Source organism: Ensifer adhaerens (genome assembly GCF_013283195.1).
Taxonomy (GTDB): Bacteria; Pseudomonadota; Alphaproteobacteria; order Rhizobiales; family Rhizobiaceae; genus Ensifer; species Ensifer adhaerens_G.
The window spans coordinates 1,507,039-1,521,002 of the sequence record NZ_JABEKT010000001.1 but is presented as its reverse complement, the minus strand read 5'-3'; the positions used below and the strand labels follow the sequence as shown (position 1 = coordinate 1,521,002).

14 protein-coding genes are annotated in these 13,964 nt (G+C 61.2%); 7 read left to right on the top strand and 7 right to left on the bottom strand.

All coding sequences use genetic code 11. The annotated features are described in order from the left end of the window. Positions 1–5 precede the first annotated feature (5 nt). The 3 genes from LPJGGPFB_RS07140 to LPJGGPFB_RS07130 are packed head-to-tail and all read right to left on the bottom strand — an operon-like array spanning position 6 to position 3,159. Complete coding sequence (locus tag LPJGGPFB_RS07140; RefSeq protein WP_173419356.1) at positions 6–383, bottom strand: Na+/H+ antiporter subunit C; 378 nt, start codon at positions 381–383, stop codon at positions 6–8. After that, complete coding sequence (locus tag LPJGGPFB_RS07135) at positions 383–802, bottom strand: Na(+)/H(+) antiporter subunit B (RefSeq protein ID WP_077504048.1); 420 nt, start codon at positions 800–802, stop codon at positions 383–385. Before LPJGGPFB_RS07135 ends, LPJGGPFB_RS07140 begins: the two co-directional genes overlap by 1 nt. Further along, a complete protein-coding gene (locus tag LPJGGPFB_RS07130; protein WP_173419355.1) occupies positions 799–3,159 on the bottom strand; it encodes a putative monovalent cation/H+ antiporter subunit A in 2,361 nt (786 codons plus the stop codon). The genes LPJGGPFB_RS07135 and LPJGGPFB_RS07130 overlap by 4 nt, the downstream gene beginning before the upstream one ends. 529 nt (positions 3,160–3,688) lie before the next feature. On the opposite strand from LPJGGPFB_RS07130, the gene LPJGGPFB_RS07125 reads away from it, so the two are divergent. The 3 genes from LPJGGPFB_RS07125 to LPJGGPFB_RS07115 all read left to right on the top strand — a co-directional run bounded on the left by LPJGGPFB_RS07125 (position 3,689) and on the right by LPJGGPFB_RS07115 (position 6,499). After that, positions 3,689–5,305 carry an EAL domain-containing protein gene (locus LPJGGPFB_RS07125; RefSeq protein WP_345790985.1) on the top strand — a complete coding sequence of 539 codons (1,617 nt, stop codon included), beginning with the start codon at positions 3,689–3,691 and terminating at the stop codon, positions 5,303–5,305. Positions 5,306–5,453: 148 nt separating this feature from the next. Continuing rightward, positions 5,454–5,861: a peptide-methionine (R)-S-oxide reductase MsrB gene (gene msrB / locus LPJGGPFB_RS07120; protein WP_173419354.1), complete on the top strand. Its 408-nt coding sequence runs from the start codon at positions 5,454–5,456 to the stop codon at positions 5,859–5,861. Between the two features lie 113 nt (positions 5,862–5,974). Beyond that, entirely contained in the window at positions 5,975–6,499 is a 525-nt protein-coding gene (locus tag LPJGGPFB_RS07115; protein ID WP_173419353.1) for a hypothetical protein, read from the top strand. A 118-nt stretch (positions 6,500–6,617) separates the two neighbouring features. Here the strand turns inward: LPJGGPFB_RS07115 and trhA are convergent, their stop codons facing one another. After that, complete coding sequence (trhA, locus tag LPJGGPFB_RS07110; RefSeq protein WP_173419352.1) at positions 6,618–7,280, bottom strand: PAQR family membrane homeostasis protein TrhA; 663 nt, start codon at positions 7,278–7,280, stop codon at positions 6,618–6,620. A gap of 241 nt (positions 7,281–7,521) precedes the next feature. Between trhA and LPJGGPFB_RS07105 the strand changes: the two genes are divergently transcribed. Continuing rightward, on the top strand, positions 7,522–7,992 hold the full coding sequence (locus LPJGGPFB_RS07105) for a GNAT family N-acetyltransferase (RefSeq protein ID WP_173419351.1): 471 nt from the start codon (positions 7,522–7,524) through the stop codon (positions 7,990–7,992). Between the two features lie 117 nt (positions 7,993–8,109). Here the strand turns inward: LPJGGPFB_RS07105 and LPJGGPFB_RS07100 are convergent, their stop codons facing one another. Together LPJGGPFB_RS07100 and LPJGGPFB_RS07095 are read right to left on the bottom strand one after the other, a co-directional pair. Then, positions 8,110–8,454, bottom strand: coding sequence for a TraR/DksA family transcriptional regulator (locus tag LPJGGPFB_RS07100; protein WP_173419350.1), 345 nt, complete (start codon positions 8,452–8,454; stop codon positions 8,110–8,112). A gap of 65 nt (positions 8,455–8,519) precedes the next feature. Then, complete coding sequence (locus LPJGGPFB_RS07095; RefSeq protein WP_173419349.1) at positions 8,520–8,942, bottom strand: universal stress protein; 423 nt, start codon at positions 8,940–8,942, stop codon at positions 8,520–8,522. Between the two features lie 308 nt (positions 8,943–9,250). Between LPJGGPFB_RS07095 and LPJGGPFB_RS07090 the strand changes: the two genes are divergently transcribed. After that, positions 9,251–10,138, top strand: a complete 888-nt coding sequence (locus tag LPJGGPFB_RS07090) for a VOC family protein (protein ID WP_173419348.1) — start codon at positions 9,251–9,253, stop codon at positions 10,136–10,138. 46 nt (positions 10,139–10,184) lie between these two features. Here LPJGGPFB_RS07090 and LPJGGPFB_RS07085 read toward each other — a convergent pair whose 3' ends face one another. Continuing rightward, entirely contained in the window at positions 10,185–10,544 is a 360-nt protein-coding gene (locus LPJGGPFB_RS07085) for a winged helix-turn-helix transcriptional regulator (RefSeq protein ID WP_173419347.1), read from the bottom strand. A 135-nt stretch (positions 10,545–10,679) separates the two neighbouring features. Here LPJGGPFB_RS07085 and LPJGGPFB_RS07080 point away from each other — a divergent pair, with 135 nt between their 5' ends. Together LPJGGPFB_RS07080 and LPJGGPFB_RS07075 are read left to right on the top strand one after the other, a co-directional pair. Further along, entirely contained in the window at positions 10,680–11,519 is an 840-nt protein-coding gene (locus LPJGGPFB_RS07080; protein WP_173419346.1) for an SDR family oxidoreductase, read from the top strand. 276 nt (positions 11,520–11,795) lie between these two features. Next, on the top strand, positions 11,796–13,955 hold the full coding sequence (locus tag LPJGGPFB_RS07075; protein WP_173419345.1) for an inverse autotransporter beta domain-containing protein: 2,160 nt from the start codon (positions 11,796–11,798) through the stop codon (positions 13,953–13,955). Positions 13,956–13,964 lie beyond the last annotated feature (9 nt).

The following is a 13,964-nucleotide window of genomic DNA, read 5'->3' as shown; positions in this document are numbered from 1 at the left end:
GTCGGTCAGTATCCAAGCGGGGGAGCCGGCTCTTCTTCCGGCTCGGCGACGCGCATTTCGTCGGTATTGTCGGTCGAAAGATCCTCGTAGGCGCGCCAGGCCAAAACGAGCAGGAAAGCGAAGAAGGAGAACGAAATGACGATCGCCGTGAGGATGAGAGCCTGTGGCAGAGCGTTGGCCGCCGATCCGGTGAGCGTATCGGCACCCTCCTGGATGACGGGCGGCACGCCGCGCGTCAGCCGGCCGCCGGTAAAGATCAAGAGGTTGACGCCATTGCCGAGGATCGCCACGCCCAACAGGACGCGAATGATGGACTTCGACAGAAGCAGATAGATGGCGACAGTGAAGAAGGTGCCGACCAGCAGCGCAAACCAGGCTTCCATCATTCGCCTCCCCGCTCTTCGAGCGACAGGGCGATCGAGCTGATGGCACCGACGACGACCAGATAGACGCCGCAATCAAACAGCGTCACCGTCGATAGCGGCACTTCCACGCCGAGCAAGGAGGGATAGATCCAAAGCCCGGTCATGAAAGGCACGCGGGCCGCGATCGAGATCAATCCGGCGATAGTGGCCGCAAACAGGCCTGCACCGGCGATCGCCATCGGGTGGAAGTAGATCGCGCGACGCACGGTCTCGACGCCGCAGGCGATACCGTAGATCGCCAATGCTGACACGGCAATCAGTCCACCGATGAAGCCGCCGCCCGGCTCGTTGTGCCCGCGCAGCAGCACGAAGATCGAAAACAGAACCATCAGACTGGTCAGAAACGGTGCGACGGCCCGGAAAATCACCGATCTCATGTGCGTTCCTCCGCATCCGGGTCATTGTCGGCGATGCGCCGCAACGCGCCGGCCCTGAGGCGAACCAAGGACAGGATGGCGAGACCGGTCACCATGACGACGGCGATTTCGCCAAGCGTGTCCGTGCCGCGGAAATCGACGATGATGACGTTGACGACATTGGCGCCATGCGCGATCGTTTTCGAATAGAGGTTGAAGAAGTCGGTCAACGAGGCGTCGAAGGGCACGCCGGTCACTTTCAAGAGCATCAGCCCGAAACCGATACCGCAGGCAAGCGCGATCGTAAGATCCGGCACCTTCTGAACGAGCGGCCGATGATCGGAGGGTGCGAGCCTCAGCCGCGTCATCACCAGTGCCAGCACGACGACCGACAGGGTCTCGATCATGAACTGGGTGAAGGCGAGGTCCGGCGCACCATAGAGCAGGAAAATGACAGCAACGGCAAAGCCCTGGATGCCGAGCGAGACGATCGCGGTCAGCCGATCGGAAGCGAGCACGACGGCGAAAAGGCCGATGACGGCAATCGCCATGATCGCCAGCTCATGCAGCGGCACGTCGGCGGCGAAGAACGGTGCGCGCGGCAGTTCGCCATAATAAAGCGGTGCGCCCAGCAGCACGGCGGCAACCAGGATGAATGTCACCGTCATATAGACATCGAGCCGGCCGGATTGCAGCCGGCGGGTCAAAGCGACGGAAAAGCGCACAAGCCCGCGCATGAACTGGTCGAAACCACGATCCGGTCCCCAGCCAATGTCACTGAGGATGGTGGCGATGAAGGCGCGTAGGCGGGCAAGGTTGAGATAAAAGATCACCCCGAGAGCAATGGTGACGCAGGACAGGGCCAGCGGCATGCCGATATGGGGAACGATCGAAATCGTGACCTGTCTGCGCTCGCCGGCAATCGCCGTTGCCATCGGTGTCGACACGAGCTCGTGGGTGAGGCCGGTCAGCAGGGCAGCTGACAGCCCCTTGGCAGCCAGGAGCGCCGGGCCGATCCACAGAAGCACCGGCGCCTCATGCGCGGACTTCGGTGTTTCGGTCTTTGCGCCGACGAAGGGCTTGAGCGCAACGGCAAACGCCACGGCAAACATCAGCGCATTGCCGAGGATGGCGAGCGCCGCGAAAACCATCGCGCGCCGGTCCAGGCTGGCCAACGCGTCATAGATCTCTTCCTTGGCGAGGAAGCCGAAAAACGGCGGCAAGCCACCCATCGAAAGTGCCGCGGCGAGTGCGATCACGAATGTCAGCGGCATGGCGGAACGCAAGCCGCCGAGCTTCGTCACGTCGCGGGTCCCGGTTTCATGGTCGATGATGCCGGCAACCATGAACAGCGCGCCCTTGAACAGCGAATGCGCCACCAGATAGAGCGCCGCCGCCTCGATCGCATGCGGAAAGCCGATCCCGGTCAGCATCACGAGCAGACCAAGGGATGCCATGGTCGTATAGGCAAGCATCAACTTCAGATCGGTCTGTCGGCAGGCGAGAACTGCGCCAATGACGAGCGTCGCGCCGCCGAAGAGCGGCAGCAATATCTGCCATTCCGGCGTTCCGCCAAGCACCGGGTTGAGGCGCATCAGCAGGTAGACGCCGGCCTTCACCATTGTCGCGGAGTGCAGGTAGGCCGAGACGGGCGTCGGCGCCTCCATCGCGTTGGGCAGCCAGAAATGGAAGGGGAACTGGGCGGACTTGGTGAACGCGCCGCCGAGCACCAGCAGCAGTGCCGCAAGATAGAAGGGGCTCGCGCGCATCTCCGAACCGAAGGACACCAGCAGCGAGAGCTGGGTGACGCCGGTGACATTCCAGATGACCAGCAGGCCCGCGAGCAGAAACAACCCACCTCCCCCGGTAACCACAAGCGCCTGCAGGGCGGCACGCCGGGCGGCCTCCCGCGAATGGTCGAAGCCGATCAGCAGGAAGGAGGTAATCGATGTCAGCTCCCAGAAAACGAAGAGCATCAGGAAGCTGTCGGACACGACGAGCCCGAGCATCGATCCCATGAACATCAGGATGAAGGAGAAGAACCGACCCTGCTGCGGATGTCCCTTCAGGTAGCCGCCGGAGTAGAGCACGATCAGCGTGCCGATGCCGGCGATCAGCAAGACGAAGGTCAGGGACAGGCCATCGATCAGCCAGGAGAAACTGACATTGAAGGAGGGGATCCATTCATAGCCACCGGTAACGATCTCGCCACGAGAGACTTCAGGCAGAAAGCGCGTGAAGTGCAGGACGATCGCCGCAGGAAAAAGCGCGAGAATCCAGGCAGCGTTGTGTCCGAGCAGGCGGGTCAGCAGCGGCGCGACAAGCGCACCGACAAACGGAAGCGACAAGGCCAGCAATGTCAGGGCGGCAGCATCCATCGTCCGGGCGCGCTCCTTTGCGATTTGATTGTCGGATCAAACGAATACCCGACATAAAAGATGGGTACACGCGCCTCAAGCCTTATTCGGGGAAAATCGACGTTATGCGCTGTTAACTCCAGAAAAGCCGGTAAATCTCCGGTTTTCTTGTGAGATTTGCGGCCATGATCGCGTGACGAGGCGAAACCGTCCGATATATGGCAACGCATTCGCACACTCAGGGTCATCGCTACCGATCAACCGGCGAACGCGATTTTAACGTGTTGTTGGCAACGTCCAGCTTTATCGGTCGCAAGAGATGCATCGCATCTGGTACTTCGTCGTGATGCAACGGCATCGAGTGAGTTTCGATACGAACCCGAAACCTCTGGCGTGCGCATTTGAGAATCGTCAAGTGCGCTATTTTTCAAGGACTAAAGCCATCCTTCGTGCTTCCTGGCGAGCACGTCATGGTCTAGATCGGTCGCCATCGCTGATCGATTGATGCAACGAATTGCACAGCGCTTCTCTTGAGCTCACGAGGTCTGGCTTGGAACGGTCCTACATTGTGGCGATGACCAGTGTGCTCGCGGCGCTGGGTGCCATCCTGCCGATCGCCGCCGCGTTTTATCTATCCTGGTCGGTCGCCACCAACAGGGAGGAGACCCGCCTCAGTCGTCTCGCAGAGTATGCGCTGGTGCGTGCCGATACGGCGCTCGGCGAAGCGACCTCGGCGCTCAAGTCTGCCGACCAGTTCAGCTTCGCGCCCTGCTCCCAGGCCCATATCGCGGCGATGCGCACCCTTGTCGTCAACACGCGCTCCGTCGAAGACATCGGCTACTTCGAAGGCGACGAGCTCAAATGCACTTCGTGGGGCAAACCGGAGTCGACCATCGGTCGCGGGCCAGTCGACTTCACCACGGCCAGCGGCATCGGCGTGACGGCTCGGGTTCACCCAACGATCAGCAACGGTCGGGCGATGCTGGGATTGCGATATCGATCCTACAGCGTGCTGACCGATCCGGCACGGCTTGTCGACGTGCTCGCTTCCCCTGATACGCGCCTTGCGATCGCTAGTGACACGGGCACCCTCGTCAGCGCATTGAACGCGCCGGACGCTTCGCTGATCAAGCGGCTGGTCGAGCATCCGCAGACCGGCAGCGATGCGGACAATCTCTTTGCCACCGCGAGCGGCTCCGGCTGGATCGCGATAGCAACGTCGTCAAGGGCGTCGCTGCTGAACGATCTCGGCCGCGAACGGCTGCTGCTCCTGCCGCTCGGCGCGATTGTCGCCGCATTGATGGTTGGCCTCGTCCTCTGGCTGTCGCGACGACGGCTCTCGCCGCTCGGCGAACTCTCAATCGCCGTACATCGCCGTGAATTCATCGTGCATTATCAGCCGCTCATCGAGATGAAGACCGGCATCTGCGTCGGTGCGGAAGCGCTCGTGCGCTGGCGCAGGCCCGACGGCTCGCTGGTCAGGCCTGACACCTTTATCCCGCTTGCGGAGGAAAGCGGCCTGATCCAGGCCATTACTGATCAGGTCATCGACGGGGTCATTGGCGATCTCGGCGCGGTCCTCGTCGCCGACCGTTCGCTGCACATCGCCATCAATCTCTCGGCCGACGACATCAAATCCGGGCGTGTCCTGCCCGTCATCCAGGCAGCGCTCGCGAACTCCGGCGTCCTCACCGAGCAGATCTGGCTCGAGGCCACCGAACGCGGCTTCATGGATGTGAAATCCGCCCGAGCAACGATCGAGGAAGCCCGTCGACTTGGCCATTCCGTGGCGATCGACGATTTCGGCACGGGCTATTCCAGCCTGCAATATCTACAGGACCTGCCGCTCGACGCATTGAAGATCGACAAGTCTTTTATCGATACCGTCGGGCTCGTCTCGGCCACGAGCGCCGTCACCCCTCATATCATCGACATCGCCAAATCGCTGAACCTCTACATCGTCGCCGAAGGCATCGAACGACAGGAGCAGGCGGATTATCTGCTCGAACGCGGCGTGCACTACGGCCAGGGCTGGCTTTATTCCAAAGCCTTACCCGCGCAAGAGTTCATCGCGTTCTACAACGAGAGCAAACGCGTTCACGGTACCGGCCCGACTGTGATCCGGCGAAATTTTAACGAGGTGCCGCCGGGCGTTGGAGGTGATTGAGACCACACCTCGCATCGCATCTGATCGAGCTGAAGTTCCGCTGTCGGACACAGCCCAGACTGATCGCAGCCTGTCGGCACGCGAGCGTGATTTGCGGCGCGCCGCCAGCGATCCTATATACTCGTCGACAATCACAGGGAGATCTTCGATGAGAGACGCAAGGGCGCCGAAAGTGATCAAGACCGATGCGGAGTGGCGCGCGCAGCTGTCGCCCGAACAATACCGCATCACCCGCGAACACGGCACCGAGCGCGCCTTCACCGGTCCCTTCCTTTCCAACAAGAGGGTGGGCACCTATGAATGTGTCTGCTGCGGCCGTGCGCTGTTTCGCTCCGACAGCAAGTTTGATTCCGGTTGCGGCTGGCCGAGCTATTTCGCCGCAATCGACGATGAGGCGATCCGCGAGATCGAGGACCGTTCATATTTCATGGTGCGCACCGAAATCCGCTGTGCGGACTGTGATGCTCATCTCGGTCACGTCTTCCCCGACGGACCGCCGCCCACCGGCCTGCGTTACTGCCTGAACGGCCACGCGATGACGTTTACCGAGGATTGACGCAAACGGAAGGTTGCGGCTTAGGCTTGCCGCTGTTCCGATAGAAACAGCGCTTCCTGCACGGATGTGCTATTCATAAACAGACCGTCGAAGCAAGTCGGGAGGAGGTCCGCATGCGTCGCATTCTCGCTGCATTCGCGCTTCTGTTCTCGGCTGCGTTCCCGGCCGCTGCGGACGATGACTGGCATGCCTACGCCAATCCGCGTTTCGGCTATATCCTCGACATTCCGCCCGGCTTCGAACCGCAAGGTGAAGCCGACAATGGCGACGGCGTCAGCTTTCATGCCAACGACAACGGCGCCACGCTCGCCGTTTTCGGCAGCGAGCTTGTCGACGGCGATTTCGAGATCGACGTCAACGATCGGATGGCGAGCGAACGGGAAGACCAGTGGCGGATTTCCTACTCGCGCGTCACCGCAGCCTGGGCAAGTTTTTCCGGCGTGCGCGGCGACGAGGTATTTTACACGCGCGCCATTGCGCTCTGCGACGGCAGCGCGGCCTATTTCCGTCTGCAGTACCGCAAGAGCCGGCTGACCAGCTTCGATGGTGTCATCTCGCGGATGGCGGAGGCTTTGCGCCCCTCGGAAGGCTGTCAGCAGACGCCGGTGGCGGCAGCACCCGTGGCCGCGCCGAACTGAGCGGTGTCGTTCGTGACCGTTTCCGACCACAACGGAGACGCTCTATCTCTTTGTTTTTACGCGTTTCCCAACGGAAGCCGCGTCTTGCTTTTCCTGGAAATGCTCTCGCTGAACTGTATCAGGATATCGCCGTGCCTGTCAGACAGTTGATGACGGCCGAATAGTGCACGGCGGCGCCGGTAACGACGAAGGCATGCCAGATGGCGTTCTGGAAACGCAGCTTCTCCCAGACATGGAAGATCACGCCGGCGGAATAGATGATGCCGCCGACGAGGATCAGCACCAGCGTCGTCGAAGATAGCGCCGACAGCAGCGGCCCCACCGCAAGGACACCGCTCCAGCCCATGGCGAGATAAAGCAGGATCGCCAGCCGGTCGAACCGACCGGGAAAGAGGCACTTGATCCCCACGCCGAGCGCGGCAATCGCCCAGATGCCAATCAGCATGGCAAACAGAAACGGATCGTCCCAGCCGCGCTGCAGGAAGGGCGTATAGGTCGCGGCGATCAGCACGAAGATGGACGAGTGATCGAAGCGGCGCAGAAACCATTTGGTGCGCGAAACCGGGTAGAGGTTGTAGAGGAACGATATAGACAGCGTCGCCAGCAGACCGGTGCCATAAATCGCGGCAGCAGCAAGCTGGCCGGCCGAACTCCAGAGCATCGCGTAAAAGATCAGAGCGGTGACGCCAACGAGGGCCGCGGCAAGGCCAACCCCATGCACGATGCCATCGGCGATCAGTTCCGATCGATCATAGTTCCACTTGACGCCGGCGAATTCCACGGACCCCACCTCCGACCTTCCTTCGCCCTCAGGCGGCGGTCGCGTTGCTGATATGCTTTATCCTGCCACAGCCAGACGCCGCGGCAAAGGGCTCGAGGATGACGAAAGCATCAACTTTTGCAACGCATTACAACAGCGGCATGATGTGTTTGCGAAGACGGGCATCCCTTGTCCGCAGCACGGGCCGCAACCACATTGGCAAGCGAGGCGGACAACCGCACGTTCACGGGGAGGACGAGTGATGACGGCTTTACGCACGCCGGAGCCGGACGAGGCCGAAATCCTGACGCAGCTTTGCCTTCGGTCCAAGGCGGTCTGGGGCTACGACGCGGCGTTCATGACTGCTTGTCGGTCCGCCTTGACGGTAGCGGTGGCCGACTGGCAACAATCGGATATCCAGGTCGCCGTCGACGATGGCAAGATCGTGGGCGTCGCCCAGGTGATGTACCACGGTGACGCTGCCGAACTCGACAAGCTGTTTGTCGATCCCGACGCGTTGGGCGGTGGCATAGGCCGAAGGCTCTTTGGCTGGAGCGTGGAAACCGCCCTGAACAGAGGAGCGAAGGTCATGACGATCGATGCCGATCCCGGTGCCGCCGATTTCTATCGACGCCTGGGCGCGGTCGATGACGGCATGGTCGCCTCGACGGTCGTACCTGGACGGTTCCTGCCGAGATTGAAGCTCGATCTGGCGAACGTCCCGCCGCGCTGACGGCGAGACAAAACAGCCCCGGAACAAGATTGGCAGTTTCAATTGGCTCCCATACAGTGTTCCCGGGCGCAAAGCATGCCAATCGTTCAACAGCCGATCGTTAAACTGAGCGGAAACCTACTTTGCCCCGGCCGAAACCTCGGCCGCGCATTCCTGACAGAGCGGCGTGTGCGGCACCGCATCCAGCCGTTCAGAAGATATCGGCAAGCCGCAACGCACGCAGGTCCCGAAGGTGCCGGACGCGATGCGGTCGAGGGCCGCGTCGATCCCGCGGATCTCTTCCTGGCCGGCAAGGCCAAGACCCTCCAGCACCTCGTCATTCTCCCGCTCGGTTACCCGATCCGGCACGTCGGCGTTCATCGGCTCATCGAGATCATGCTCGATCTTCACCAACCGGCCATAGAGTTCCCGTTTGCGGCTGGTCAACCGTTCACGAAAGTCGTCAAGCACAAGCTTGTCCATCAGATGACTCCTTGAAGTCGTGGCACTTCACGCGCGCCACGCTCCTGTTCTTGTTTGTTGGCGGCTCACCGGTCGACGAGAACGGCGCATGGGCAATGGCTGACGACCCGGCTCGCCGTCGACCCGATGAAATAATCGATGAGGCCCGGTCGGTGCGAGGCGATGATCACGAGGTCGGCATTCTCTTCCTTGGCGAGCGCATTGATCGTGCCGGCAGCACCGCCGGTGCGGATCTCGATGCGGCCGTTGATCCCGTGCTTGGCCTTCATCGCTTCCAGCGTCTTCAAGGCATGCTTGCGCGATTCTTCGACCATCTCCAGCGGGAAATCGACGATCATGTAGCCCTGGGCATAGGCGTTCAGATCTTCGACGACATTGAGCAGGATAATCTCGCCCCCTTCATCGATCAGCTTTTCGGCAATGCCGAGCACGGTTTCACCATGCTCCAATTGATCCATGGCAATCGGGACGATGATCTTCTTGTACATACTGCACTCCTTTGCGTTGCCTACCCGGATCGCCGGCGCCGAAACGCGGGGGCAAATCCCTCGACTTCGAGACTGAGCCCAGACGGCTCTTCCGGCATTGATTGAAATCAAATCGAAAGCGCCGCGATCGCATTGCCCTATACAATTGAGCTAGGGCGATAACGGCCACTGTCAACGCTCATCGAACACAACATCAAGTGACTGACAGTCTTTCGTGAACGCCCGGTTGGGCCCATATTCAGCCGACAGTTTCAACGAAACTGAGGACCCGGCAAGGCCTCCAGTTTCGGCGCCCAAGGAGGCAAAACATGACGTCCAGCCAGACCACACAGACCATCGATGTTGCTGCGGATCACGCCTTGGCAATGCCTGCGCATGTCGATCATTCGCATCTGGTGGTGCAAGATCTGCCGACGGTGTCGCAATGGTATCAGCGCATCATGGGCCTAAAGCCGCTTGAAACTGCTGCCAGCGGCGAGACGCTGGGTGTGGGCGGCCGGCCGCTTTTGACGCTGACCACAGCCGGCAACGCCGCCAAGGCGCCGCGCAATGCGCCCGGTCTTTTCCACACGGCCTTCCTCGTTCCAAACCGCGAGGAACTCGGCCGCTGGCTCGCCCATGCCGCACACAACAATGTCCGTCTGCAAGGCGCTTCCGACCATCTCGTCAGTGAAGCGATCTATCTCGCCGACCCGGAAGGCAACGGCATCGAGGTCTATCGTGACCGGCCGCGGGCCGAGTGGACCTTCAAGCCCGATGGCACGGTCGGCATGGATACGCTGCCGCTCAACCTGCAGGCGCTCTATGACGAGGCGCCGAAGGACGACTGGAACGGCCTTGCCGAGGGCACCGGTATCGGCCACATCCATCTGCAGGTGTCGGATATTCCTGAGGCCGATGCGTTCTTCCGAGACGTGCTGGGGCTCGGGCTGATGGCGCGCTATCCGGGCGCAAGCTTCTTCGGCTCGGGCAAGTATCACCACCATGTGGCCGCCAATATCTGGAACTCTCGCGGTGCACCGAAACGTGAGGCCAACATGACCGGCCTCTCCGACTACACGATCCAGTACAAGGATCCGGCAGAGCTCACCGCAGCGCTTGGCAAGCTCGACGAGATGGGCATTTCGGTCAACCGAAGCGGCACCGCCTACAGCCTCGTCGATCCCTGGGGTATCGGCCTCAGGCTCGCAGCCTGAGGCCACTTTCCTCTTCCAATGCCGCCACGACGAGGTGCCGCGTCGCTCACACCGCGGCGCGGTCGTATTTCTGCTGGGCTGCCAGCACTGTCTCGATGTTGTCCTCGGCCCAACGGCGCAGCGCGTCGACAGTGGCGCTCAGCGTTCGCCCGAGCGGCGTGATCGCATATTCGACCGTCACGGGCACCGTCGCGAAGATCGCGCGGCTGACCAGCCCATCGCGTTCCAGCTTCTTCAACACCTGCGACAGCACTTTTTGTGAGATGCCATCGATCTCGCGTTTTAGCTGATTGAACCGCACGGGCTTGTCGTCAAGCCGGCCGAGAACCAGCACCGCCCATTTGTCGGCAAGGCGATCCAGCACCATGCGGGTCGGGCAAGTCTGGATATAGGCATCGTATTCCATAGCGCGCGGGCTCCAACTGGCGGTTTCCCGGAGGAAACCATGTCACCGGAAAGTGCCTTCTTTACAGCATTTTCCGGCACTTATATCTAGTTCCCGTTATTAACATGGTTTCTATGTGATACCAAGGAGACGGATATGTCAGGCAAGATTCTGGTGCTCGCAGCAAATGGCACAGTCGGACGCAAGGTGATCGACGCGTTGGTCGCAAAGGGAGAAAGCGTCAAGGCCGCGACGCGCAAGGCAACGCCGATCCCGGGCGCCGAAGCGGTCGCGTTCGACTATCAGGACAACGCAAGCTATGGCGGCGCGCTCGACGGGGTCGACCGGATGTTCGTGCTTACTCCGGGCGGCCACCTCGATCCGGTCGGCCTGCTGACGCCGATCATCACCGCAGCCGCAGCACGCGGCGTCAAGATCGTGTTGATGACCGTCATCGGCGTCGATGCCGACGACAGCATTCCCTACCGGCAGGTTGAACTGCTGGTCGAAAAGACCGGCGCACCGTTCGTGATCCTCAGGCCCAACTGGTTTTCTGACAATTTCCAGACCTACTGGATCGAGGGCATCCGCCACGGCAGGATCGCGGTACCGGCTGCTGAAGGCAAGACGAGCTTTATCGACAGCCGCGACATCGCCGAAAGTGCTGCTGCCGCCCTGACCAGCGACGCATTCAACGGCCGCGCCTTCAACCTGACGGGGCCCGAGGCCCTGAACTACGCCGAGGCGGCAGCGATCCTGTCGCGCGTCATCGGTAAGCCCATCGCCTACACACCTATCGACGACGAGACCTTTGTCGGCATCCTGACCGGTGCCGGCGTGCCCGAAAACTATGCGCGCTTCCTGGCCGCAATCTTCCATCCGGTGCGCGAGGGCTGGACGGCAACGCCGACCGGAGACGTCAAGACGCTCACCGGACACGACCCACGTAGCCTGGAGACCTACGCCCGGGACAATGTCGCAGCGCTTAAGGTCTGACGCCGCCAATTGACGAGAACGCAAGCCCTGCCCGTCCGACTGACAGGCAGGGTCTTCCGGCCTCTGGCGCCCCTTTGAAAATGAACGGACACGGCCCCCGGACGATTTGCGGGACTACCGCCATGATTGTGTATCCGACGTGCTGCCGCAGTCTGCGTCATCACGCCGCTGGAAAGCCCTGGGATAATCGATCAATAAACTTGAGTAATACAGTCGTATAATCTAACCGCATCACCAAGGGCGCGCCAACGCCCCAGTGTATGCGGAGTTAATAATATGAAAAACAACACTATTTTAGCGCTTGCTCTCGCAAGCGGCACGATGCTTTCGTCCTCGGCCCTGGCTGTGGATTTCCGACCACAGGCTGAAATCGAAGGCGGTTTCTTCAGCGGCGGCTCGGCTGCCAGCGGCGGATTCTTCCTGCCTTTCGTGCTCGACTCAGGCAATGCCATTTTCATCGATACACGCGGAACGATAGGAAACGACAAGGTTCGGCAGGGCTCGATCGGCGCGGGTTACCGCTTCCGTGCCAACGACCAGTGGGTCATCGGCGCCTATGGCTACTACGACTATCTGAAGAGCGAGCACGGCAATTCGTTCAACCAGATCTCCTTCGGTCTCGAAGCGCTCAGCGGCGACCTCGAGATGCGCAGCAATCTCTATTTGCCGCTGTCAGGCGCCAAGACGCTGAGCGCCTTCAATGCCGCCTATGTTCGCGACCATGTCCTCGTCTTCCAGGAAGGCAAGGAGCGGGCTCGACGCGGGCTCGACGCCGAAATCGGCGGCCGTCTTCCGGTCTTCGATGAAGGATCCGACGTGCAGTTGAAGGTTTTCGGCGGCACCTACTGGTACGGCGGCAAGAACCTCGGCGACATGTTCGGCGCCAAGCTGCGCGGGGAACTGACCTTCGCCGACCTGCCCGGTCTTTCCGAGGGTTCGACCGTATCGCTCGGCGTTACCGGCACCTATGACAACGAGGACAAGCTCAAGGGCGCCGTGATGGCGCGCCTGCGCATCCCGTTCGGCGCGACGGCCAAGGCAAGCGATGCCTTCGACCCGATGTTCCAGCGCGTCGAACGTTCCACCAAGATCCGTACCCATGCAGGCGCAACCGGTGATGTCGAAGCCGCGCAGTTCGTCGTCAACGGCCGCACCACCGGCAAGGTCGTCAACATCTCCGCAGCGAATGACGATGCGGCCGCGATCAACGCACTGATCGGCGCCGCCGGCGTTGACGCCCTCATCCTTGCCGACGGTAATCTCGGCCTCAACCAGTCGCTGACGCTCGGCTCCGGTCAGGCGCTGGTCGGCGGCGGCGGCTCGATTGCGGTGCGCGGCGCCAGAAGCGGCGCCACCACATCCTTCGTCAACCAGGGTGCAGCCACGACATTGACCGGCTACAACCCGGCCCAGGACGTCGTCACCATGGCCTCCGGCAGCAGCGTCGCGTCGCTGTCGATCCGCGGCGGCATTGCCGGCATCGCTGCAACGGACGCGGCGAATGTCACGATCGACAATGTCGATATCTCCGCCACTAACCACGACGGCATCCGCTTCACCCGCGTCAACGGCGCGGTCGTGCAGAACAGCCGCATCCATGACCTGTTCATCTGCGAAAACAACACGGCCTGCGAGTTCTCGGTCTACAATCCGAACAAAGCGCCTTATGCGGCTGTCAGCGCGATCGGCAGCAAGAACGTGACCGTGCGTGACACGACCATCGACAAGGTCACCTATGGCGTGTTTGCCGGCGGAGAATTCAAGAAACTCAACCGCACCGAATATGAGTTGATCACCGGCACGACGGATATTACGCTCGACAACGTCACCATCAGCAACTCTCGCCGCGAAGGTGTGCTGCTGGTCGCCGGCAAGGATATCAAACTCAACCGCGTGACCATCGACAACTCCAAGCAGGACCGCGACATGGATCTGGTGGTGCTGCAGGGCACGTCGAACGTTGCGATCAACGACATGCGGCTCGCAGGTGGCATCAACGGCCTGATGTTGATCTCCAGCCCGAACCTCGATGCGACAACCACAAATGTCAACGTCAAGGGCCTGAAGATCGACGGCACGCGCAACGCCGGCATCTTCTTCAACCCGGTCTCCGGCATCTCGCTGCAGGATGTCAGCGTCACCAACGCCGGCACCTATGGCGCCTACATCTATGGCAGCGACTACGAATTCCTGGGCGGCCCGGTGAGCAACATTGTGCTCAACAACATGACGGTCGACAAGGCCGGCAAGGCCGGCCTCTACTTCTCGGGTCCGGCCGAAAACCTCAAGGGCAACGTCACTGTGACCAACACCCCGATGGATTGCCTGCTCGACAATGGCTGGTCGGCCGGTACGATCACCCAGGCGGCTGGCTCGGTGCTGACCGTCAACGGTTCGCCGCTCGATCAGCGCAACGCCGCCAGCCGTTGCCGCTAACGGTTGCAG

Bases quoted from the DNA above. Each gene is read 5' to 3' on its own strand.
- LPJGGPFB_RS07140 (WP_173419356.1), bottom strand. From the start codon at position 383: ATGGAAGCCTGGTTTGCGCTGCTGGTCGGCACCTTCTTCACTGTCGCC.
- LPJGGPFB_RS07135 (WP_077504048.1), bottom strand. From the start codon at position 802: ATGAGATCGGTGATTTTCCGGGCCGTCGCACCGTTTCTGACCAGTCTG.
- LPJGGPFB_RS07130 (WP_173419355.1), bottom strand. From the start codon at position 3,159: ATGGATGCTGCCGCCCTGACATTGCTGGCCTTGTCGCTTCCGTTTGTC.
- msrB (WP_173419354.1), top strand. From the start codon at position 5,454: ATGAGAGACGCAAGGGCGCCGAAAGTGATCAAGACCGATGCGGAGTGG.
- LPJGGPFB_RS07115 (WP_173419353.1), top strand. From the start codon at position 5,975: ATGCGTCGCATTCTCGCTGCATTCGCGCTTCTGTTCTCGGCTGCGTTC.
- LPJGGPFB_RS07105 (WP_173419351.1), top strand. From the start codon at position 7,522: ATGACGGCTTTACGCACGCCGGAGCCGGACGAGGCCGAAATCCTGACG.
- LPJGGPFB_RS07100 (WP_173419350.1), bottom strand. From the start codon at position 8,454: ATGGACAAGCTTGTGCTTGACGACTTTCGTGAACGGTTGACCAGCCGC.
- LPJGGPFB_RS07095 (WP_173419349.1), bottom strand. From the start codon at position 8,942: ATGTACAAGAAGATCATCGTCCCGATTGCCATGGATCAATTGGAGCAT.
- LPJGGPFB_RS07090 (WP_173419348.1), top strand. From the start codon at position 9,251: ATGACGTCCAGCCAGACCACACAGACCATCGATGTTGCTGCGGATCAC.
- LPJGGPFB_RS07085 (WP_173419347.1), bottom strand. From the start codon at position 10,544: ATGGAATACGATGCCTATATCCAGACTTGCCCGACCCGCATGGTGCTG.
- LPJGGPFB_RS07080 (WP_173419346.1), top strand. From the start codon at position 10,680: ATGTCAGGCAAGATTCTGGTGCTCGCAGCAAATGGCACAGTCGGACGC.
- LPJGGPFB_RS07075 (WP_173419345.1), top strand. From the start codon at position 11,796: ATGAAAAACAACACTATTTTAGCGCTTGCTCTCGCAAGCGGCACGATG.